This is a genomic window from Gilliamella sp. B2828 (assembly GCF_026537125.1).
Lineage (GTDB): Bacteria > Pseudomonadota > Gammaproteobacteria > Enterobacterales > Orbaceae > Gilliamella.
The window spans coordinates 44,935-68,187 of the sequence record NZ_JAFNMU010000004.1 but is presented as its reverse complement, the minus strand read 5'-3'; the positions used below and the strand labels follow the sequence as shown (position 1 = coordinate 68,187).

Genomic DNA, 23,253 nt, shown 5'->3' with positions numbered 1-23,253 from the left:
TAATTTTGTCAGGCAATTAATATAAGTGAAACCCAATTGATAACTCTATATTTCTACAAACTATTTTGTTTTATTACGCTTTACTTTTTCTGATACTGCACCAATAAATACAACATCGCTTGATGAATTAAGCGCAGTTTCAACAGAATCTTGAATTACACCAATAGCTATACCAATACCAATGACTTTAGCTGAAATTTCGTTAGGTATACCAAACATACTGCAAGCTACAGGAATGAGCAGTAAAGACCCCCCCGCGATTCCTGATGCACCACACGCGCATATGCTCGTCACAATACAAAGTAATACCGCAGAAAGAATATCAACTTCTATATGCAAAGAATTTACGGTAGCTAAAGTTAAAATAGTGATAGTAATTGCTGCACCTGACATATTAATTGCTGCACCCAATGGTACGGCCACGGAATAAGTATCTTCATCCATTTTTAATTTTTTACAAATTTCGATATTAACAGGAATATTTGCCGCTGAACTGCGAGTAAAGAAAGCTGGAATAGCACTATCTTTTAATGAAGTTAAAACCAGTGGATAAGGATTTTTACGCATAACAATATAAGCTAATAAAGGATTCATAATTAATGCCACAACTAACATACAAGACACTAATACGATTAATAGATGGGCATATTTTAGTAATTCCCCAAAACCTGTTTCTGCAAGTGTTGAAGAAACCAAACCAAAAACCCCCAATGGAGCAAAGCGAATAATAATTCTCACAATGAATGAAATGGCTAAAGAAAGATCATTCATCATCGTCTTGGTTGTTTCACTTGAGTGCCTTAACGCAATCCCAATACCAACTCCCCAAATAATTAGTCCAATATAATTAGCATTAACAAGCGCATTAACTGGATTGTCTATCATTTTGTTAAACAAAGTTTTTAAAACTTCAACAATACTTCCTGGAGGAGTTAATTTAATTTGGTCAGCAGCATCACCTAAGGAAATATCAGAAGGAAAAATAAAACTAGCAACGGTTGCTAATAAAGCGGCCAACATCATACCAGAAAAATAAAGAGTAAGAAGTTCGCCCATATTAGCGCGTTTACCATGTTGGTGGTTGGATATTGATGCAATAACTAAAATAAGTACTAAAATTGGAGCGACTGATTTTAAAGCATTAATAAAAAGTGATCCAATAAAGGACATATCTAACGCAAGATCTTTCGAAAGAGCAGCTAAAGTGATACCTAAAATTAACCCTAATACAATTTGTGGTATCAGCCCTACTTTAAAATAAAAACGAATCAATCTATTGGTTGAATGAGACATAGTATTTCCCTATATAAGAATATAACGTCAAAACATTACCATAATTAAATAGTAAAACTATAAAAAAATTATCATGATAACTATTTTTAATATGATATTGTTTTATTATTAAGATTTGTTATTTCTTTTTTATTGATAAGGATAGTAAAAATCAGTGATCGGGTGTCATAATTTTATGAAGATTTAGAGAAAATAATATTAGCAAACCATCAGAAAAAATTGGATATTAACATGTGAAGTTTTTAATAATGCCATGTTAAAATATTCTAAGTATATTTAATTTAAATGAATTTAAAAAAATTTTCTAATAATTAATCTGAAACTCAAACTTTAGACAATATTTGTAAACTTCATAATATGAGGAACATTATTTTACTGATTCAGACTTTTTCACTTTACTAAATAATATTTATGATAAATAATCAAAAATTACAATAACATTTGGTGTTCTCAGTTTATTTTTTATAGCAGAGGTGATCATAATGACAAACATAAAATTAAATAATGGTATCGAAATGCCAACTTTAGGATTTGGTGTTTATCAAATTAATGAAAAATATTGTAAACAAGCAGTATTAGATGCAATTGAAGTTGGTTATCGCCTTATAGACACTGCTACAGCTTATCAAAATGAACGCCAAGTTGGAAATGCAATTAAAGTGAGCGGGATTAACCGTAAAGAACTATTTATTACCACCAAACTTTGGTTAAACCGAGCTAGTTATGAAGGGGCTAAAATCCAATTTGAACAATCATTAAATTTATTACAAGTTGATTATATTGATTTATACTTAATTCACCAACCTTTTGGTGATATTTATGGTGCTTGGCATGCAATGGAAGAGTTATATGAGCAAGGAAAAATAAAAGCCATTGGCGTCAGTAATTTTCACCCAGATCGCTTAGCTGACTTAATGGCTTTTAATAAAATTAAGCCTTCCGTAAATCAAATAGAAGTTAATCCATTCAACCAACAGTTACAAGCAGTACCTTGGATGCTAAGTAAAACTATTCAACCCGAAGCATGGGCACCCTTTGCTGAAGGAAAAAATGATATTTTTAATCATTCTGTGTTAACCACAATTGGTAATAAATATAATAAGTCGGTAGGTCAAGTTATTTTACGATGGTTAATACAACGTCAAATAGTTTGTTTAGCAAAATCCGTTCGAAAAGAACGTATGGCTGAAAATTTTAGTATATTTGATTTTGAACTTTCTAATCAAGACATGATCGATATTACTGCTATTGATACTGCAACCAGTGCTTTTTTCTCACATCGTGATCCGGCAATTGTAGAGTGGCTGACTAAACGCCGACCTAATATTTAAATTTGCCCTCTTTTTATAAACTTAATATTAATAGACATAACTAAACCACCTTTAAAAAAGGAGGCTTTTAAATTCATAAAGTGTTGCGTATGTAAACGGTTTTGATTACGATATTTTAAGTAATTCTTATGTGTGATATGGATAGCAATAATAACATGATCATGTATCGTTATTTTCAATCACGTTATTTAAATTAAATTTTGGGTAGTATTTTGAATGGCATTATTGAACATAATTGAGATAGTCAAATAAACCGGTATTCGCAATGTCATACCGGTTTTCAAATATTAATAAAACTTATTTAACTATTACCAATTCGCCCTAATACCAACAGATGCACTAATCGGTGCTTTGACTCTTGCAGCTCCACCATTTGTCCATGTATGGCCGATTTCTGTATAAGCGCTGAATTGATTATTCATTTCATAACTGCCACCGATTGCCATTTCAGAACTTAAATATTTAGCACCATTGCTAAATTCCGTAGCAGCATTTTTATTAGCAAATGTCACATGATCAGCACCACTTGGTGAGTAGAATAAGTTAACACGAGCATAAGGTCGTAATAATGCATCGTTCATTTTGAAATTCCCTTCAAAACGAGTACCAATTCTAAACAACCAAGCATTATTATCACGATGCTTTACTTTAGTATTGCCACTAATATGACTATCATGCATATCAAGCCATTGATGAATGATTTGAGCTTGCGGTTCAAACTTCCAGCCATTATCCGATAAGATAAATGGTTTACCTGTTTCGATTGATGCACTTAAGCCATAACTTTTTTGTTTGCTATTTTTATTACTATCAGGTTTGACATCTACACGATGACGAGCTCCTTGTAAAACAAGGTCAAGATAAGTACCATCGTCTTGCATATAGGTACTATAAACTCCTAAAAAGTAGGAATTTATGCCATTTTTACCTACTTGCCCATTTCGACCACTGGCAAATCCATCAACGGTTAAATTACCGTACAAATAACCAAAATAAGTACCTAATCGCCAGTTATCCTCTTGCCAAAGATCACTTCCTAATTGAAAACCAGTATAGTTTCCTTTGCTTCGAGGATTGGTAATACCATTTTGTTTCAAATCAATACGTTTGGTGATGATTCTTCCCCAACTTATTGGCGAATCTAATAATGGCATATTACCAATACGTTGATGTAAATTACTTTGCATAATATTTTCCGCTAATCGGAGTTGTTTTGCAATTGCGCCAAACATAGGAACTTCTTTACGATAAGTTTTTACTCCAGTTGGTGTAACAGGTTTTTCTGGCTCAGGATCAATAGCAGGATCGGTTGGCTCTAATGGATCGATTGGATGTGTTGGATTCGTTGGATTCGTTGGGTTCGTTGGGTTCGTTGGGTTCGTTGGGTTCGTTGGGTTCGTTGGATTCGTTGGGTCTGTTGGGTCTGTTGGGTCTGTTGGGTCTGTTGGGTCTGTTGGGTCTGTTGGGTCTTTAGGTAAATAGGAACGTAAATACCAGTTATTATTTTGGTTTTTAAGATCGCCTTTATGCAAATAATACTCATATGCACCAACATCTAAATGATCTTCTTGCATTTTAAATGCGTCATTACTACTTAATCCATTAACGTGGACTAATTCAATGCCATCAGTATAACTGGTATCAGCACCCAATCCGTTAATATTATTGATTTGTATGACTGTGTTCCCTGATACATTACCATTTACTAATAATCGATCTGTTGGACTATTACTATTTTGAACAACGGTATCAAGTACCAATTTTCCCTTGTTTCCAATATAATCACCAGCAATAATTAATCTGTCGCCTGCAAATGCATTACCAAGTGTAATAGTTCCTCCATTATAAACACTTCCACTAATTTGCGATTGATGTACACTCGATTGAAGATCAACAATTGAGCCTGAATCAAGAGTTAATTTATCAGTGTTTAAATCACCTGTTAATGTTAAACTACCAATCTGACTCAGATTAATATTTTCCCATCCAACAATTGATACATTACCAATCGACCCGCTAGATGTTGATGAGCCGATAAGATGAACATTAAGATTAAGAGTATCATTATCAGACGATCCATCTACACGTGTCAATTTATTACCGCTATCTATCACGGTTAGTTCTGATATATTTGCTCCTTCATTAATAAATAATGTATCGTTCCCATTCCCAAGTCTAATTTGACCACTGATTTTAGAACCGTCATTAAGAGAAATAATTGAATCTGTAATTTCATTTTTTATTGCGAGATCACTAGCTGATGAGACATCTGCACCCTTATTTAAATTTATATAGGTTTTTAAACCTTCTTTACCTGCGGTATAAATACCAGTTCCTGATTCATCATTTTGTCCGATTACCTTACCAAATATGTTAATCTGAGTGCTTCCGGTACCGTTATTGGTTACTTTAATACCATTATCATAACCATTAATGATGCCATTTGTTTGGTTTACTAGTAAATCTGAGGTTGAATCATCATTAGAGACTAAAATTGCTGAGCCGTTATAAGCAGTAATCTTACCTTCACTCAAAATACGGGTAAAACCATCTCCTTGATTAGTGAAATTAATGCCATTTTTAGCACCTTGGATTTCACTATCAGATTCTTGTCTAAATGTTAGATTATTAGCATCAGTATCATTAAAAGCAATTATGGCATCTAAAGTTTGGCTAACTATTTTACCTGCTACTTTAAGCCCCGTTGAACCTTGTCCATGATTAGCAAGATTAACACTATTAAGGTTACCAATTATTTCACTGTCTTTTGTTTGTCCAAACAATAAGTTATTCGTTGATGATTGGCTTATGGCTATAATAGCATCATCATGGTTGCCAATAACTTTTCCAGCTATACTAATTATGGTGGATCTTTGACCATTGTTAACTAGATTAATGCCATGATTGTTACCCTTAATTTCACCACCGGATTGAATTATATTGAGATCCTTAGCGTTAGTATTATTCGTTGCAACTATTCCATCCCCTTCATCACCCATTATCTTACCTAAAGTAGTAATAGATGTTAAACCTTGCCCATTATTTTCAAGAGTCATACCATTATGTTTACCGTTGATTTCACCCTCTAATTGGCTAATTTTAAAATCTGTACTACTGACGTTATTAAACGCATAAATAGCATCATTAAGTTTGCCAATAACATTTCCTGATGTATTAATAGATGTGGCACCTTTACCATTATTAATCATATTAATACCATATTGTAAACCTTGAATATTACCACTTAACTGAGAAACAGCTAGATCTCGGGTATTTTGTTCATTAACAGCAGTTATACCATTGTTTTTTGTTCCAATAACTTCATCTGAAGTTGTTATTGCTGTAGAACCCTTTCCTTCATTGCTAATATTAATTCCATTCAAATTACCTTTTATACTACCAGCGGTTTGCATTAAATTAACATCCAGACTATGAGTTTCGTTATTAACAAGTATTCCTTCATTTTCGTTACCTATAACATGTCCAGCAGTGTTGATGAAAGTTGAACCATTTCCTAGATTATTAAAGTAAATACCATTTTTTTTACCAACAATATAACCAGATGATTGTTTAGCTGTTAAATTTTTAGTGTTAATTTGAGTGATGGCATAGATTCCATTTTCTTGTTCGCCAATCACTTGTCCGGAAGTGGCGATAGTTGTTGCACCTGCGCCTTTATGTTCTACATTAATACCATCAAGCTTGCCATGAATATTACCTGCTGGTTGACGAATATTAAGGTCTTTAGTATTAGTTTCATTAACAGCTCTAATCCCATAATTATTTTCGCCTGTAATATCGCCAGATGTGCTAACAATCGTTGAACCATTACCTTTGTTGTTAATATTTATACCATTTGATAGGCCATTAATATTGCCAGCAGATTGATTAATTGTCAGTTCATGAGTATTCACTTCATTAACAGCATATATCCCATCATTTTGATGACCTGTCACTTCACCATTAGTCGTAATTAAGGTTGAACCGTTTCCCTGGTTAGTCATATTAATACCGTTGAGCTCGCCTTTTATACTACCTGTAGATTGACTGACGTTTAAATCGCTCGTATTTATACCACCAATACCAAATATACCATCTTTTTGTTGTCCTTCGACATTACCATAACTATTAATAGATGTTAATCCATTACCATTATTTACAATATTGATACCATATTGTTTACCCGTAATACTGCCTTTTAATTGGTTGAAAGTTAATTTTTTAGTATTGGCATAATTGTTAATACTCACACCATTTTGCTCACTAGCAGTAACCGTTCCTGAAGTGGTTACAATAGTTACTCCATTACCACTATTGTTGGCATTGATTCCGTTTAACTCTCCATTAATTGAACCATTAGTTTGGGTGACCGATAAATCTTTCGTATTACTGTTATTATTAACAAATATCCCATCATTATTTTCCCCAATAACCTTGGCTGAAGTAGTAATAGCAGTCGACCCATTACCCAAGTTATTAGCTTTGATCCCATTTAAATAACCACTAATAGAACCACTATTTTGTTCAATAGTCATATTATCTGCATTTTGTTCATTGAGAGCATTTATCCCTTCATTTTCATCGCCAATAACTTTCCCTACTGTTGAGATATTTGTATCTTCTTTACCTCTATTGATGATATTGATACCATTTTTTTTACCATGTATGCTTCCTGCTGATTGGGTAACTTTAATACTTTTAGAATCATCGTTATTTACTACAACAATACCATCATTTTCTTCTCCAACAACAGAATCAGAAGTTGTTATTGTTGTTATTCCTCTCCCATTATTAGCAACATTAACTCCATTTAATTTACCATGAATATCGGCTCCAACAATCTCTATAATATTTAAGTCTTGAGCATTAATTGAGTTTGAAGCATAAATACCATCATTTTGTTTACCTGTTACATCACCTCCAATTGAAATATTGGTCGAACCGGTACCATTATGATTAATATTAATACCATTTTTTTCTCCGATAATATCACCAGCAGGTTGATTTATAATTAAGTTATCAACATTAGCATCACTTGTATAAGAATAACCGTCGTCATTAGATTCAACATGGTGTGGAATCGATATCTCAACAGAGTTCTTACGCTGTGTAGCACTCAACAAATGATTTAGATAATCACTACGTTGTGAACTTAATAAAGTTTGATTTGAATAGTGTTGAGTAATTTTTGGGATGCAACGATTATTGTTAAGAGAAGAGTCTGTACATTGCGCATTACTAATGGGTATCATTGCCATAGTTAAACTGGCTACAGATAATAAATTAACTAAAAATAATCGACCTTTTGATTGCGCCTTTTCTGATGTAACAATGAAAGCTTTACGTCTAGCATTCCAAACTAATTTGTATACTTTATTCATTATTTCCTCCCATTCAAATAGACAATTAATTTATGCTGGATTTAACCAGTTTTTATTTGCAAACTTGTACTGAATGAAAATTACTAATTCAGATAAATCACTTTATTAATTAATAAATCAATTAGTGTATTAACGAACAACCATTTATAGATACATGACTTGGAAAAGATTTATGACTTCTTTAATTTTTGACAAAATTCAAGCTTAAAAAGACGTAAAAAATTAGTTGATTTGTTTCATCAAATTACAAATCAATTGCTATACCTCCTAACAATGACTTAAAAATACATAGTTTGAAAAATTTAACCTAAAAAAGACGCACGAAATGAGTTAATTTGTTTTATTGAGTTACAAAACAATTATCATATCGACTTAAGACAATTTACAAATATATAGGACATGGAAAATTTTTTAAGACTTCTTTAGATATTTAAAACACTTTATTCTTTCTAAACTAAGTTATGGGGGATATCTATATAAACAGCAACAGGAAAAGACTAGATAGAGAAATTATCTCTGAATATCCATATATAAAAAGATAATAAAGGATAATTTATATACATTTGTAACATATCGCGCATAAATAGGCAATGAAAATAATAAAAAAACTTAATCAATAGATTATAGTTAACAAAATATCAACTACATTTAAGTCAATTTGTATTGTTGATGAAACTGTAGAGATTTTAGAAAATGATTTACTATAGCTTAATAAAAATGAAAAACTCTTATCAATTTTATTAAATAATAAGACAAATACTATGAATTGATTTCTGCAACTTTTTTTACCTTTATTGAAAATTACCGGATTCACTGCTTAACCTCAGGATTTCTTTGCGATGAATTGAAATTTGAACCGCCATCTTTATCCTTTCCAAAGTTTAGAAAATAGTGACGATAGGAATAGACTGTTATTATCGAATTTTCATTGATTAAAAAAGAACAAGATTTGGAAGGAATTTAACTCCCTCTAGCTATTGTTTTAACTAAGAGGGATAGAATTGATATTAGAGTTTATTCACTTTAAAATAACTATTCAAAATCTATATCTAAATTAATACTTTAAAGAAAGTTAAAGAAGTCAAGATATAACCACCTGTAATTGCAACACCATAAGGTAATGTAATACCACCCTCTATTTTTTTTAACCATTTATATATAATTGCAATGATTACCAGAGGTAACCCTAAAAATGTAGTCACTGCTAAGAAAAACATTATGCTACTTGTAGGAACAGTTATCAAAAGTACAGTAATTAATTTTATGTCTCCAGCACCTGCAATTTGGCAATAAAACATCAATAAACCACAAACTAAAAATATTCCAGACGCACCATAATTTAGTGCTCCAAGACCAAAAGCATAATTTAACATCGCCAAAGCAAATATAACTATGACAATATAGTTTGAAATTATTCGATATTTTATATCCGTATAACAAGAAATCAACAAACACAACCAAACAGTTAAAATAATAGTGTCATTAAATAATTCTTGATTAATCATTACTGTACTTGTCCTAAAACATGATCTTTACCGTAAACATCGTGCATAGCATTCATCAAAAATTCCACTCTTGGCGCAGTCCAATCTCGGTCAAGGACACTAGATTGGTCTAATTTATAATACCAGCCATTACCTACACCATAAACATCACCATCTTCATTCCAATAAAATAAAAATTCCATGCCCCCATCAAATTTAGTCAATATTCCATTAAGTTTTCTTTGCACTACCGAACCAATTAACTTTTTACCATAAAGTATCTCATTTAAACGACTGCAACCTTTTATACCCCATGTTAGTAAACTTTTATGTTTTGTAATAGCAACACATCCACGATAACGACAATAAATTGAGTGTGCAGCCGCTTTTTCACTTGCTGCACTTTTACCTAGGATAGGTATAGGACTTTCAGTTATGTTGATTGGATCTTTTCTATCATCCTCAGCATCTTTCTCATCTTCATCTTCATTTTCTATGTGTTCAGTTTCACCATTATCATTCCATTCTTCATCATCATCCTCTTCATTAATATTTTCATTTAATTTGCCATCGGGTAAATATAAAGTGTTCCCCATTCCAAAAACTTCACCTTCATAGGTTAAATAAGTCAAAAAACCATAACCACCTGTAATTTGTTTTATAGATTGACCAGAAGAAATACCTGAATTAGATTGTACTAAAGCATTATTAATCCTTACTGGTTTAATGGAATAAACACAAGATCTCTGATTTTCTGGACAGAATTTATTGCTTACAGTAACGCCCCAAGCAAATATAGTTCCAGAACGAGTAATAGCATAAGCACTTCGATAACCAACACCCATAGTTCTCACTCGGCTGTCGTTAAAAAAACTTGATGGAATCTGTTGGAGTTTTTGTTTAAATTGTAAATTGTTAAGTCCTGTTTCACCAAGATTTCCTCTTCCCCAAACCCAAACATCGCCCGAAGCAGTTAAAGCATAAGATGTATATTCGTTACAAAAGATATCGATAACCCTTTTACCAGATAAAACTTTGACAGGTGTGGCCACAAAAATGGAATCGGTTCCCACTCCACCTGTTGCTTGTCTGTTATAATTACGGCCCCAACCCCATACGTCACCATTTTCATCAAGTGCAATAATATGATATCTTCCTGCTGCAACTTGCATTATAGTAAGCCCTTCATCAACGAATTTTTGTACTCTCGCCGGCACACTCCTCCAGTGAACGAACGAAACACCATTACCTTGCAGCCCCTGATTTCTATAACCCCAAACCCAAACATCACCATTTTCAACAGTAACCCCTGTATGTATCAGGTTTAGGCGTGTAGTTGCTTTCACGCCTGTTTGGGTTGATAATATTACAGCATCAGTTTCTGAATGGGCTATAGCAGGAAGACAAAAGTAAGTCAAAAACATCACTATTATTCTTATTGATTTCATTTCATTATTACTCCTATTTTAGCCCTATTAATATTCATTCTGATTTTTTTTGATGAATTTTCCAGTTTCAATTCCAATGACTTTACTTATTACAGCGGTCAAAGACTTCCTATCTTTTGCTTCCATTAAGAATATTGGGTTACCGTTCATGCATTTAGTAAACCACTTACCGAACTCAGCTTCATATTGAGCATCAGTTGTTAAATTACTCGCATTAGGATTTAATTTTATATAGTAAATAATTGCACTTTTAGCCTGATTTGTAAGATAACCTTTATCAAAATTCTTCTTATCTCTTAATCCTGATGTTATTGCCTGACAAACACCCTTATCTAAAAAATCATCTCTAAGAACACCTGCACCGGTATCATCTTTACCATCACTAATAATAATCATAACTTTATTGTTGCCATTACCTTTAGCCATTACAGGAACGGTTCTCAATAATGCTGTTATGGTGTCAGTACCTCCCCCTGGCATCCAATTTGTCTTTTTTATACTTGTTAAAATATTATTATTATGATCTCTATCATCACTGAAAGGGATTAAATGAGGGGCAGATTCAAAGTTCTTAACATATTTTCCTTCTGCTATTTCTTTATACATATCATCCGTTACCGTTCTTTCACGAATCATCTTTTTATTCATAAGATTATTACTGTATAACGGTGATTGACACATGCCCATAAAAGGTGAAAATTCCGCAAGTACAGGTGAAATAGGACGCTCAAATGTTATAATATTTTTCTTTGTATCGCTGAATAAAGTATCAATAGTACCTTCTACATCTACTGTTTTAGTGTTAGCAAATGAATAATGTACATCTTTATAATTTCCTGAGAACATGTAATCAAACATTTGAACCACTGCAGCATATTGAGTATTTATGAGGACTCTATTTTTTTCTGGATGATCTTTTCTGTCTGTGCCACAAGCATATTCATGTAAACCATTTTCAATTCGATCTTGATAATCAGTTCTCAAACTACATAAACCAGCATCAACTAATGCTTGATTATTACCATATTCTAAACCTAATGCAGGTCCAATTATTTGTGCATAATAGTTATAATAAGAACTATCCATATAGTAAGTTAACAATTTTCTATGCTTAGGAAAATAATTATTTTTATCCAAATAATCTGTAATAACTTTATCTTTTTTCAGTTTACTCCATTTTGTAAACCCAATATTTTTGTTTGCCCAAAAATTATAATCGATAGAATTATAAGGTTGGTTCAGTTTATACATAACAGAACAATCATAACTTTGCCCCCCAGCTGCATTCTTAGTTTGGCTTTCTACTGGGACACCAATATCATAGGGCACTAATGCAAATTGGTATTCTGGATAATCTTTATATTTTTCAATAATGTCTGTTATTGCCTCTTTCATATAGTCAAGACGTCGCTGAGCATTATTATTTGAAGAATAATTATTACAGTTTACATTACTATATTGACATGTTGATGAAGAAGAAAAATCGCTGATAAAAGCGAAATCAAATGAATCTCGAATTAGATATTTTCTAGTATTCCCATAGCTTTCTGTTTTATTACCCACAACAATTGGCTGAGGTTGTTGACCATCATGAAGTTTAATCTCAGTAAATTCGTTAAACGCTTGGTTATAGGCGATATAATATTCCTCTTTATCTCCATTATAATCTATTTTAATTTTGGACCCCGGTTCTAATAAATTTGCATCTGACACAGAGTGATCACCAATTTTTTTAGAAATGAAATAATTAATATAATTCAATGCGATTTTTCGATTTTGTTTTTTTGCTTTATCATCAACATTTCTGTTATCTATAGCTATCACCGCTAATGATGCTTCATTAGTAGCCTCAGATATCTTAGCCCGATTGCGCATAGTGTATGCTTGATTAATTGAAAATGCCACACAAGTAAAGATAGCAGGGAGCATAATTGCCATAGATATTGCTACTGCTCCAGAAGTACACTTGAAAAAAGAATCTTTATGATTTCTTATAATTAATTGGCTATTATTGTTCATATTATCGTCTCAAAAGTGTATTTAATAATAAGTAGGACAAATTCTTGAATTGTTACAACGTGACAACACAACAACGTTACTACATAGATTTGGTACGATACCATCTGAGCTTTGTCCAGTATGATTTACCAAATTTAAAAAAAGGCTGTCTTCATTGACAATACACATTGAAACCCGATATAAAGGAATCCAACGCCCACTCAACATATTTGATGAATCTACAAATTTTTGGGCATAAGGAGCAAGTTGTTGGTAATTATTTGAAGGATCGTCCATGGCTGGTAAAGAATTAAAATAGCTTTTAATTGAATTATTACCACATGTACCTTTAGAACAAGATAGAATTTTTTTTCCATAAGTTACTAATTTGGCTTTTTCCAAATCTTCAATATTATCGGGATCTTGTAAAATAAACAGAGCCTCTATTTGTAAAGCAACTTCACGATTATTCAATAATGAGCTTGCTAATTTACTCATCTCATTGACTTGTTGTGAATCAAATAATTCACTAGAAATATAACAAGCATTTCTATTGGCACATAAACCTGCGGAAAGGACCTCCCCAGCTCGTTTGACTTTATCTTTATACAAAGTTGATCTTTCACGAAAAACTGATGCTACAGTATAATTTGCGCGTTCTATTTTATTTTGTAACATAATAGTTGTGTACACATCATAAATAATGAAAACTATGAGTGAAAACAATATGAAACAAAATGCAAACTCAATTGACAATGCTCCATCTTTATTATGGAAAAAGTTTTTAGAATCTTTCATTATTACCAATTTCCTTTGTTTTCCATTTCACTTTTAATAAACTCACGGTAAACGACAGTTTTTCTGGCCAATGCGGTGTCAAGAAAACTAAAAAACTCAGAAAATATAACTGAATATTGATATTTCAAATCAAATAGCAATAAGTTGGTTTCATCAGAAAGTGTTGTTTGACAATTGTTACTGATGATGTCGTTTATTTTTTTACAATACTTTACAGAAACTTCAAAATGATCAGGATTAGCGACATAAGGCCATAAAGGAACTTCAGATTGAATTAAATCTTCGATTTTCTCAGCATAATCGTCTTCTTCTGTGATGGCTACCTGCCTTGTTATTTCAGTAGTCATTAAATCTAAAGCCGAGCCAATAATCATAACTCGGCTAAATTCAAACGCCAACAAAAAAAGAATAAGTAAAAAAGGAAAAATAATGGCAAATTGTATTGAAACAACTCCATTTTTTTGTCTAAAAAAAAATTCCCAATATTTCAACATATTTTTACTCTATTTTGTCTTAAAAATGATTTTTCTTTTTTCTTAATAAAGAAAAAAAAGCTTTCTGTTGATCATCATTCATTACTTTATTGCCAATAATAGCAGCGGCTATTTCTTTTATTTCTGCACTATCACTTGCTTTCTTAAATTTATCAATACTTGGTATAAATTTACGAGTAAAGTCAATTTTCCGTTCTAAAAAATCTTCAATATCTGAATCACGCAAAGCATTTTTTTTATCATAAGGAATATCATCATTGAGACAAATTAAAAAACGCTTGTTGAGTAAATCAAAATTTGTGGCACTGGCGCGCGTGATTTCTGTTAGCATCTTCTTAGCCACTTTAATAGAATAGGGATCTCTATTTATTACAATAAAAATAATGTTAGAAAACGTTATTATTTCTTCAAAATGTTTGAATGATGAAGATAATCCCATATTCTGATCAATAATAGTAATGTTGAATTCACCAGAATGGAGGTCTTTATAGTTCCATGCTTTTTCATTAGTTTCTACTTTAACCTGCAAAGAATTTCCAACATCAATTAATGAACCATCATCAGGTATTGGCATTTCAAACAAAAAATCCGCATTAGAGCTTGTTGTTGCACCTTGTATATAAAGAAGTGGGTAATTGGTTAAATCACTAATTTTCTTGAGTGTATGAACTACCAATGATGAAGTTCCAATTCCGCCTTTACAACCTAAGAAGGTAATAACACTTCCTACTCTTTGACTTGAACCTGGAGGTGTCATGCTTCTTTTATGTAAAATATCTGGAATTTTTTCTAATTGACTATTTTCCAATAAGAAATATATTCCTTTTTTTAATAAAAATTCAGAGAACTGAATTGAATCATAACTACCTATAAGTACTGTTGTCGCTTGAATAGGAATACAACGATTGATATTTTCTGTTATTTGTTCAGCATCATCAGCATTTTGAATGTCTATAATAACTGCATCAAACTGATTCCAATTTGGCGTTTCTTTTAACTCAGATAATGTTAATGAAATAATCTCCATACCCAATATGTTATATAGAAATAGTACAGAACGAACTTTTTCAATTAATTCAGTTCTTTTACTTACAATAGCTACTTTATAGCCAGATATTCTTCCAACAACGAATTCTTGTGAAGGAGAATTTGTTGATGTATCTGTATCTTTTATATTTCCAAATAATTGCATAAGAATCCCAATAACCTTTTATTCAATAAAGCCCATGTCATTAATAAATTTTTCACTTTCGTTAGAAGCTGGTACTGTCTTATTTCTTTGCTTATTAATATTGTTTTTAATATTAAAGAAACTATTGATTACATCAGTCCGCTCTATAGTTGGTAATTCAATACTATCAAAACTATTTTTTGGTGTTACTAAATTCACTGTTGCAAAAACTACCATCTCGGATTTAGAACGACTCGTTGTTGAACTTCGCGCTAGTGCACCCAAAATTGGAATATCACTAATAAAAGGAAGACGAGATAATTGCTCCTGATCATTTTCATTAATTAATCCCGCAATGACAAAACTATCACCATCAGATAAATCAATAGTGGATCTTGTTCTTCGAGATGACAACGTAGGAATATTATAGTTATTAAAAGCGTACGAACCAGAAACTGAGCTCACTTCATTTTCCATGAATAATCTTATACGTTTATCATTATTTACTTTTGTACTAATGTTTAACTTAATACCATATTCTTTATAAGTCACATTAGCATCGCCATCTTTGTTTTTAGTTACAATAGGAATCTCACCTCCGACCAAAAACGATGCAGTTTCACCAGAGAGCACAGATAAATTAGGCTGAGCTAATACTTTAGCCAAACGATCATTTTTTACGGCACGGATCATGGTGGTTATATTATGTATGTTTAATCCTTTTTTTATGCCTAATAGTGAAAACTCACCAATAGAGTTGACAACAGATTCATTATTTATCATGCTGTCGAGGGTCAAACTTTGCCATTCAATACCTAGGGAATCTGTGAAATCCTTGCTAACTTCAACGAACGTTAATTGCACGTTAACCTGATATTCTTGTATTACTCTGATATTATCGATTATATTGCTGTAAGTATAATAATCTTGGAATGTAATAGGAATCCCTCCAGAGCTCCCTTCACTATTGTATTCCGCTCTAATCCGTTCTGCATTTTGCCCAATTGAAGACCCTATAAGGGCCAAAATTTTACCTTTTGTTGTAGTATCTGGTACAGTACCTGATAATATATACACAAATTTACTATTTAACTCCCCACTATCATAACGATCGATTGTTACATTACTATTTGGAAAATTTTGCGCTAATCGATTTGTAATTTGATATAAAAGCGGATCGACATTAATAGTGTCATTAATAATGATATTATTATCGCTATCATAAACAATTAAACTTGCCCTTCCGTTTGATTTTCCATATATAATCAGTGATTTACCACCAACAACCTCATAATTTGCTATACTGTCTTGGCTAATAAAAACGGTCCCGACATTTTCTGGCAACACTAGTGTTTTACTTTGTCCGATTTGTAAATTGTGAATATTAGCAAAAGCCAATGAAGAAAAACCAATAGATAATAAACAGATTAGAGGTTTGAGCACTTTAATAATTGATTTAGTTCTTATTAGCATTCTTAGTTACCTTTTAACAAATTAATTCGTGTTCCTGAAAAAATATCTTTTTCAGATAGAGGCCAATTTTTTTCTTTATCATTTAAGAGACGTAATCCATCTTCAACATTTTTTTTGAAAGTACTTGGGTACATAATAATTGTTGAGTTCGCCATTAATGTTCTTAATAACTTAATTTCCTGATTAGAAAGTTCTAGTTGAATTTTAGGAACATCATTTTTGTTATAAATTTTGTCTAAACCTTCTTCGTGATCAAAGAATAAAATTTTCTTGCCAACAATAATTGGTTTTATGCGATTTTTAATGAAATCACGACCAGGGGAAACAAATTTATTCTCTCTGATATTTGATCCTTTTTCTGTTTCATCAGCATAAAAAACATAAAGATCAACCAGATCGCCTTCTTTAAGATTTTTTACTAAATAAGAATCAAGTGGATCTAATGCAAATGGAAACATATAATTGCCATCTTTTAATGCTAACATCACATAATCTTTTGAAGTTGGGGATACAATAAGACTTTCTTCAAATATAGTATCTTTAGCAATATGGTTTTTTACAACATGAGCATCAATTTCAGCCGCATTAGTTATAAACTTAGGTCTTTCTTTATCAATAGCAACTTCAATTGATTTAAAATAGTAGTCATTTTTCGTCAAGATTGTTTTTTTATCGATATTATGCTTTGCCACAGCAACATTAATGAACTCAGTTTTAGGCTCTTCTTTTTTAGGCGGTTCAATCACCACTATTGGATCTGGTGGCTCAACAGTTGAAGGGGCTGACTTAGTAAAAAGTAAGGCCAGACCCACAACTATCATGGCTAAATATAAAACAATTAATTTTTTATCTTTCATGCAAACTCCACTCCGTACTATATTATTTTTTTACTTTTCCTTTGCACTTATTTCTTTTCTAAATAAAAATCAAACGCGAAACAATGAGCTTTCCCTTTAGAATTAGGTCCAGCATAAAAATCTTTTACTATTGATTTTTGTTTAGTTTTTATTTTAAGAATTAATGTTTTTTCAGCGGTTAAGGTTCCTGTAACTGTTGCAAAATCGCGATCACTACTTGAAATATGTTTGATAATTTGATTAATTCCCTCAGCAGGAAGCGTCACGCCATAAAATGACAATTTAAATTCTGTAGGAGAAATTTTTTCAACTGAATAATTTTTTTTACTTAATTTATTTTCAGTTTCAAAAGTTATCCTACTAAACTTTCCATGTTCCCCAGAACGAACCACTAAGATAGCCAATTGAGTAGATGTTTTTTGAACGGTTTGTTTATTTTGTTTCAGGGAAACAGGTGGAACATTAGTCGATGAGCTAGTCATCTTTGAAGAATCCGTCGCATCTAATTTGGTCATATTTGTTAATTTAGCATTGAAGTCTGACTTAACGGGAGTGACTGACTTAGCTGATTTTATTGATTTAGTTGTATTTTTATCTATAGGGATAATTTTTGCATTTGTATTAGACGCTAACTGTTCTGCTGCTTTCTCAATTGTGTATTGTTTTTGATTATCATTTTGTGAAGATTTAACTTCATTAAACTTAATAGCCTCTATTGGCTCAATTTGTCTTAACTCTTGAACTAAGATATCTGGTTCATTAGATAGTCTATGTGCAACGCAAAATGACTTAGCTAATTGCATTTTATCCAACTTTACTAATGTAAAAAGTAAATTGTGAAGAATGGTTTGATCTCGATATCCTTTAGTATATAAAATATTGAGCTGTTTATAAGCTTCGCTGTATTCTTTATTTAAGATCGATAGCATTGCTAAATTATTAGTAACTTTATTTTCATCATAAAAGTTATCTCTAGCTTCATGAAATGCAAATCTTGCAGCATCATATTGTTTTTTTTTCAGCAATACGATACCTTTTACATTGTATGCTTCACCATTTTTACTATTGATTTCTATTGCCCTATTTAAATATTTTAATGCCGCATCATTGTGACCTAATCTAGATTCAACATGACCGTATAAAATAAGAATACCATCATTTTCGGTATTTTTTATAATAGGATCCAAAACTCTTTTCACAGCATTAAAATCATTAGAAAGATAATAAACTTTAGCAAGTTTATGTCTTGTATCTTCTGTATCTTCACGTTTCAAGCGCTGTTTATACAATTCAATTAAACCACCATAATTTTTTGTTGTTTCGTTAATATAAATTTTTTGTTGTTCATTCATATCATATTTTAATGTACTATTTTGACACCCAACAATAAAAAGTATCACTGAACATACAACCATAAATTTTGGTTCTAATAGCCTACTTGATTTACAGCATCTGGAAAAATAATTCATTATCTCTACATCCTATTAAACGTTGACACAATATTCATAAAAACAGGCCCAGCAATGATCACAAGAACTGGCGCTAGAAAAAATACCATCGTTGGTATAGTCAGCTTAGCAGCAAGCGCAGAAATCTGTTCTTCTATCGTTAACCTCTGCATCTCTCTTATCTCTGCTGATAAATCTAACAGAGCATCATAAATTGAGTTACCATAACTAATACTTCTTTTTAATGTTGCACAAAACATTCTCATTTCTTTGCTAGGCACTTCTCGTTGAATTAGATCAATTGAAAGTTCAATACCATTAACATCCATCATTAAACAAGCTCTTTCTAAAATGGCTGCGATATCTTTATTGATCGGCTTCACTCTTGTACTTAAATATCTAAAACTACTTTCGACTGTCATACCCGATCTAACCATAATCGCCATCATATCAATAACCAAAGGTAAATCTCGTGAAACAATTTTAATCTGTCTTTGTGTTTGTCTTTTAACAAGTATATCCGGAACGATGATGACAAAAATGACAATCAATAACAAAATAATCAATAATACATTTGGATTAATTTCAATAAGTTTGGAGATTTCATTTATCAAATAAAAAATCGAAAATACAATAATAATGGCATAAACTTTCCAGCTATTTTTATCCTGAAAACTTCTTAAAAAGCTTATAGATACACTGTTTTTTGCAACAATTTTTTCAAAAGCAACATTTTTCTCATTCACGCGTTTTTTAGAAGACTTTCTTTCTTGACTTTCATTATTGAGTAGTAAAGCAACCCTTTCTCGATTGCGATAAAGCAAATAGATATTAAACAACTGTCTACAGCCAACAACGATAAGAAAGAACGAGATTGTTATATTTAATAATATATTCATAATTTAAATAATTTTATTAATCCAGTTTTTGATAATTAGAAAACCAATAACAACACTGCCTATAACATAGTAAATAATATAATGACCCCCATCAGTGTTTACTAAAAAGTTATAATTTTCTTTTGAGACAAGCCTGAGTAGTCCAATAAAAAGAAAAGGCATAGCACCTAAAATCCACATGGTCATTCTTAATTCAGCCGTTTTACCATCTCTAGTTTTAGCCATAATTCGATTGTCTGTTAACATTTTACTTAATCGGCTAAAAATCTCTTTTAGTTCGCCACCACTATCAAGATTAACCATTACCGTTAAAACAAAAAAATAATATTCAGGAAAAGGAAGCTGTAGATAAGAATTGATCAATACATTTTCGACGCTATCCCCTACTTCCAATCTATCACTAACCTCTTTCAACGTTTTGCCAACTACTCCTTCAATATTAGCCCCACAAGTTTTGAAGGTTGTAGCAATTGCATAACCAGAAGCAACAAGACCTGTAATAATATTTAATGCTTCTGGAAAATTATTATAAAACTCTGTTTTAAGCCTTTTTTTTCTATAAATACAAATTACTGCTATAGTAAAAATAAGGCTTAAAGGGATTACTACGTAGTTGTCATAACCTACATATTTCTTATTTAAAATAATACCTGCAACTGTTCCTATTAAAATGTAAATTATCGTTCTAGATTTTGATTGTCCCGTCATTAATAGACGAAGATTAAATTTGATCCAAGCGTTAATACCAAAGACAACTTGATCTGAAAAAGATTGTTCTCGACCAGGGACTTGATTTTCAATCAAGTTCGATAATGATATACTTTTAGGTTCAATATTATTGAAAACCTGTAAACGTTCCCTACGACGACGCAATGAAAAAAGGTTCATAAGAGCAGCGAAAATAAGAGCTATCGAAAGTATAATAATCATTATTCAATTCCCATGGCACTAAACATCAGTTTTTCTAAAATATTTGACATTTCATAATATTGAGCACTTTCATAAAGAGCTGAACGTTTAACTAATCCATTACAAACAAATTCGCCTTGAATTTTCCCATGAGGATCCCTTTCGTCATTAACGCGAAATTCAAATACGTCTTGAGTAACAATATTACCCGATTCTAATCCAATAACCTCTGTAATACTCATCACTTTCCGTTGACCATCGGGTAGACGTGAGACTTGGATAATAAAATTTATAGATGAACTAATGTAACGCTTAATTGCAGCAATAGGTAATTCAGACTGAGCCATAATAATCATACTTTCCAAACGCGCTAATGCATCTTTAGCCGTATTAGCATGAAGTGTTGACATTGAACCACTATGACCGGTGTTCATGGCTTGTAGCATTTCAAATGCTTCTTCACCACGACACTCCCCTAAAATAATCCTATCTGGTCTCATACGCAGGGCATTAATTAAGAGATCACGCATGGTTACTTTGCCACGCCCATCTTCACCACCACTTTTAGTTTCCATTCTAACTACATGTTCTTGTTGAAGTCTTAATTCTGCGGCGTCTTCAAGTGTGATGGTACGTTCATGTTCACCAATAAATCCAGAGAGGGCATTAAGCATTGTTGTTTTACCTGACCCCGTTCCACCCGATATAATAATATTCATACGACAACGAGCAGCAATCACTAAAAAATTAGCCATATGTTCGTTCAATGAACCGAATTTAATTAAATCATGAAATGTTCGGTGACCATTACCGAATTTACGAATTGACATTGATGTACCATCAATGGCTATTGGAGGAATAACAACATTAAGACGACTGCCATCAGGCATCCTTGAATCGACTAAAGGGTGCGATTCATCAATATTTTTTCCTACTTTATTTACGAGTCGTCTTGCAATATCTAGTAATTGTCGTTCGCTAATAAAAAATTTATCAGTTTTACTAAGAATTCCGCCTCGCTCAATATAAATACTATCAGGACCATTAACTAAAATATCATTAACCGTTTCATCTTTCATTAAAGAGTCAATTGGTCCATAACCCACGATCTCATCACAGATCATACCGGCTAATACATTTGATTCATCTGCTGTAATATAAGCACTACCTGAATTGATGATATCTCGGATTATAGTTTGTATTTCACGTAAAACTCGGTTAGGTTCTTTTTTAAATTGATCAATTAAATCAAGATCTAGGACTTGAAATACTAAATCACGAACCTTTCCCCACTCGTTAGAAAACTTAAATTGTTCATTAGCCATAGCGTTTTTGTTCGAGCCCCTAACTAACAAAAGCTACTTGCAATATATTGTATCAGCAACTTTTATCTTATAAATTGAAATGATATTAAACTATTCAACATCAATATCTTTTGTATAAAGAAAGAGATACTAGAATAGTAATTAAGCAATGATCCCATTTAACTCAAATGAATCAAATGCTTTCCCTAAAACATCATGAACCGTATAGAATTTTTATCGAAAGTACTAAAAACATTGCTGAAATATTTAAAACAATGATTGTATATATATATTCGCAGTTATATTGCGTTTATTTTTTGGTAAATCCACTTGTAAATTCAGCAACTTCACACAATCAGCTAACTGATAAACATAGTAATTCTTTTTAAATTTACGGTTTCTTTATAATTATTTTACTTTATTATTGTAAACTTTTCACATTATATGCGAAATAGTATAAATTTGCTAGTACTAAATGTAAATTTTATTTAAATTTTTACAAAAATTAAATCGATATAAAACATTAGCTTAATTGTAAAAATAATAGAATCCTTGTTATTTAGTAAAAATAATAGCGATTATATGAAATTTTATTGAAAATTTATTGGGTGGTCATCTGGTTGTTAGGATAATTAAGCTATTTACAATATTAAAATTATTAAGAAATTTAGATATATCTCTAAGTTATTATGAGTTGAAAATAGGCAATGTAAAATGTGAGCTATCAATTAGTAAATTTGAGTATAAATAAATTAAAAGAAATGCAATTTTCACAATAATAAACTTAGGACTTAAGCTTATTATGCTAACCGTTAATAATACTTATTTTATTTTTCGACAGTTTATTTTTCATCTTGAAGCAAGCATAAATTACCTTAAAATAATAAACCACCCCTTATAAAGGCGTGGCTTATATCACTATAACAATAAGTATTGCTAATTAAGAAATGATATTAGACAACTTA

General features: G+C 31.6%; 15 protein-coding genes. 1 reads left to right on the top strand and 14 read right to left on the bottom strand.

Going from position 1 to position 23,253, the window contains the following annotated elements; genetic code table 11:
• Window positions 1-60 precede the first annotated feature (60 nt).
• Window positions 61-1,293 carry a serine/threonine transporter SstT gene (gene sstT / locus J3U19_RS04905; RefSeq protein WP_267340595.1) on the bottom strand — a complete coding sequence of 411 codons (1,233 nt, stop codon included), beginning with the start codon at window positions 1,291-1,293 and terminating at the stop codon, window positions 61-63.
• Window positions 1,294-1,775: 482 nt separating this feature from the next.
• Here sstT and J3U19_RS04900 point away from each other — a divergent pair, with 482 nt between their 5' ends.
• Entirely contained in the window at window positions 1,776-2,624 is an 849-nt protein-coding gene (locus tag J3U19_RS04900) for an aldo/keto reductase (RefSeq protein ID WP_267345564.1), read from the top strand.
• A 308-nt stretch (window positions 2,625-2,932) separates the two neighbouring features.
• Here the strand turns inward: J3U19_RS04900 and J3U19_RS04895 are convergent, their stop codons facing one another.
• The 13 genes from J3U19_RS04895 to J3U19_RS04835 form a co-directional block, all read right to left on the bottom strand.
• Entirely contained in the window at window positions 2,933-8,005 is a 5,073-nt protein-coding gene (locus tag J3U19_RS04895) for an autotransporter outer membrane beta-barrel domain-containing protein (RefSeq protein ID WP_267345563.1), read from the bottom strand.
• Window positions 8,006-9,054: 1,049 nt separating this feature from the next.
• Complete coding sequence (locus tag J3U19_RS04890) at window positions 9,055-9,510, bottom strand: prepilin peptidase (protein WP_267340598.1); 456 nt, start codon at window positions 9,508-9,510, stop codon at window positions 9,055-9,057.
• The gene (locus tag J3U19_RS04885) at window positions 9,510-10,937 is read right to left on the bottom strand and encodes an RCC1 domain-containing protein (RefSeq protein ID WP_267345561.1); all 1,428 of its coding nucleotides are present in this window, start codon (window positions 10,935-10,937) and stop codon (window positions 9,510-9,512) included. Before J3U19_RS04885 ends, J3U19_RS04890 begins: the two co-directional genes overlap by 1 nt.
• A gap of 27 nt (window positions 10,938-10,964) precedes the next feature.
• Window positions 10,965-12,956 (bottom strand): TadE/TadG family type IV pilus assembly protein, encoded by a 1,992-nt coding sequence (locus J3U19_RS04880; protein WP_267345560.1) that lies wholly within the window; start codon window positions 12,954-12,956, stop codon window positions 10,965-10,967.
• 21 nt (window positions 12,957-12,977) lie between these two features.
• The gene (gene tadF, locus J3U19_RS04875) at window positions 12,978-13,733 is read right to left on the bottom strand and encodes a tight adherence pilus pseudopilin TadF (RefSeq protein ID WP_267340603.1); all 756 of its coding nucleotides are present in this window, start codon (window positions 13,731-13,733) and stop codon (window positions 12,978-12,980) included.
• 2 nt (window positions 13,734-13,735) lie between these two features.
• Entirely contained in the window at window positions 13,736-14,227 is a 492-nt protein-coding gene (locus tag J3U19_RS04870) for a TadE/TadG family type IV pilus assembly protein (protein WP_267340604.1), read from the bottom strand.
• Window positions 14,228-14,246: 19 nt separating this feature from the next.
• On the bottom strand, window positions 14,247-15,419 hold the full coding sequence (locus tag J3U19_RS04865) for a hypothetical protein (RefSeq protein WP_267340605.1): 1,173 nt from the start codon (window positions 15,417-15,419) through the stop codon (window positions 14,247-14,249).
• A gap of 18 nt (window positions 15,420-15,437) precedes the next feature.
• A complete protein-coding gene (locus tag J3U19_RS04860; RefSeq protein WP_267345559.1) occupies window positions 15,438-16,871 on the bottom strand; it encodes a type II and III secretion system protein family protein in 1,434 nt (477 codons plus the stop codon).
• Between the two features lie 2 nt (window positions 16,872-16,873).
• On the bottom strand, window positions 16,874-17,728 hold the full coding sequence (locus J3U19_RS04855) for a hypothetical protein (RefSeq protein WP_267345558.1): 855 nt from the start codon (window positions 17,726-17,728) through the stop codon (window positions 16,874-16,876).
• Between the two features lie 47 nt (window positions 17,729-17,775).
• The gene (locus J3U19_RS04850) at window positions 17,776-19,080 is read right to left on the bottom strand and encodes a tetratricopeptide repeat protein (protein WP_267340610.1); all 1,305 of its coding nucleotides are present in this window, start codon (window positions 19,078-19,080) and stop codon (window positions 17,776-17,778) included.
• Between the two features lie 122 nt (window positions 19,081-19,202).
• Entirely contained in the window at window positions 19,203-20,075 is an 873-nt protein-coding gene (locus J3U19_RS04845; RefSeq protein ID WP_267340611.1) for a type II secretion system F family protein, read from the bottom strand.
• 3 nt (window positions 20,076-20,078) lie between these two features.
• The gene (locus J3U19_RS04840) at window positions 20,079-21,005 is read right to left on the bottom strand and encodes a type II secretion system F family protein (RefSeq protein ID WP_267345557.1); all 927 of its coding nucleotides are present in this window, start codon (window positions 21,003-21,005) and stop codon (window positions 20,079-20,081) included.
• On the bottom strand, window positions 21,005-22,309 hold the full coding sequence (locus tag J3U19_RS04835; RefSeq protein WP_267340613.1) for a CpaF family protein: 1,305 nt from the start codon (window positions 22,307-22,309) through the stop codon (window positions 21,005-21,007). The genes J3U19_RS04840 and J3U19_RS04835 overlap by 1 nt, the downstream gene beginning before the upstream one ends.
• Window positions 22,310-23,253: the final 944 nt, after the last annotated feature.

Bases quoted from the DNA above. Each gene is read 5' to 3' on its own strand.
- J3U19_RS04840 (WP_267345557.1), bottom strand. From the start codon at position 21,005: ATGATTATTATACTTTCGATAGCTCTTATTTTCGCTGCTCTTATGAAC.
- J3U19_RS04860 (WP_267345559.1), bottom strand. From the start codon at position 16,871: ATGCTAATAAGAACTAAATCAATTATTAAAGTGCTCAAACCTCTAATC.
- tadF (WP_267340603.1), bottom strand. From the start codon at position 13,733: ATGAAAGATTCTAAAAACTTTTTCCATAATAAAGATGGAGCATTGTCA.
- J3U19_RS04895 (WP_267345563.1), bottom strand. From the start codon at position 8,005: ATGAATAAAGTATACAAATTAGTTTGGAATGCTAGACGTAAAGCTTTC.
- J3U19_RS04835 (WP_267340613.1), bottom strand. From the start codon at position 22,309: ATGGCTAATGAACAATTTAAGTTTTCTAACGAGTGGGGAAAGGTTCGT.
- J3U19_RS04865 (WP_267340605.1), bottom strand. From the start codon at position 15,419: ATGCAATTATTTGGAAATATAAAAGATACAGATACATCAACAAATTCT.
- J3U19_RS04880 (WP_267345560.1), bottom strand. From the start codon at position 12,956: ATGAACAATAATAGCCAATTAATTATAAGAAATCATAAAGATTCTTTT.
- J3U19_RS04885 (WP_267345561.1), bottom strand. From the start codon at position 10,937: ATGAAATCAATAAGAATAATAGTGATGTTTTTGACTTACTTTTGTCTT.
- J3U19_RS04870 (WP_267340604.1), bottom strand. From the start codon at position 14,227: ATGTTGAAATATTGGGAATTTTTTTTTAGACAAAAAAATGGAGTTGTT.
- J3U19_RS04845 (WP_267340611.1), bottom strand. From the start codon at position 20,075: ATGAATATATTATTAAATATAACAATCTCGTTCTTTCTTATCGTTGTT.
- sstT (WP_267340595.1), bottom strand. From the start codon at position 1,293: ATGTCTCATTCAACCAATAGATTGATTCGTTTTTATTTTAAAGTAGGG.
- J3U19_RS04855 (WP_267345558.1), bottom strand. From the start codon at position 17,728: ATGAAAGATAAAAAATTAATTGTTTTATATTTAGCCATGATAGTTGTG.
- J3U19_RS04890 (WP_267340598.1), bottom strand. From the start codon at position 9,510: ATGATTAATCAAGAATTATTTAATGACACTATTATTTTAACTGTTTGG.
- J3U19_RS04900 (WP_267345564.1), top strand. From the start codon at position 1,776: ATGACAAACATAAAATTAAATAATGGTATCGAAATGCCAACTTTAGGA.
- J3U19_RS04850 (WP_267340610.1), bottom strand. From the start codon at position 19,080: ATGAATGAACAACAAAAAATTTATATTAACGAAACAACAAAAAATTAT.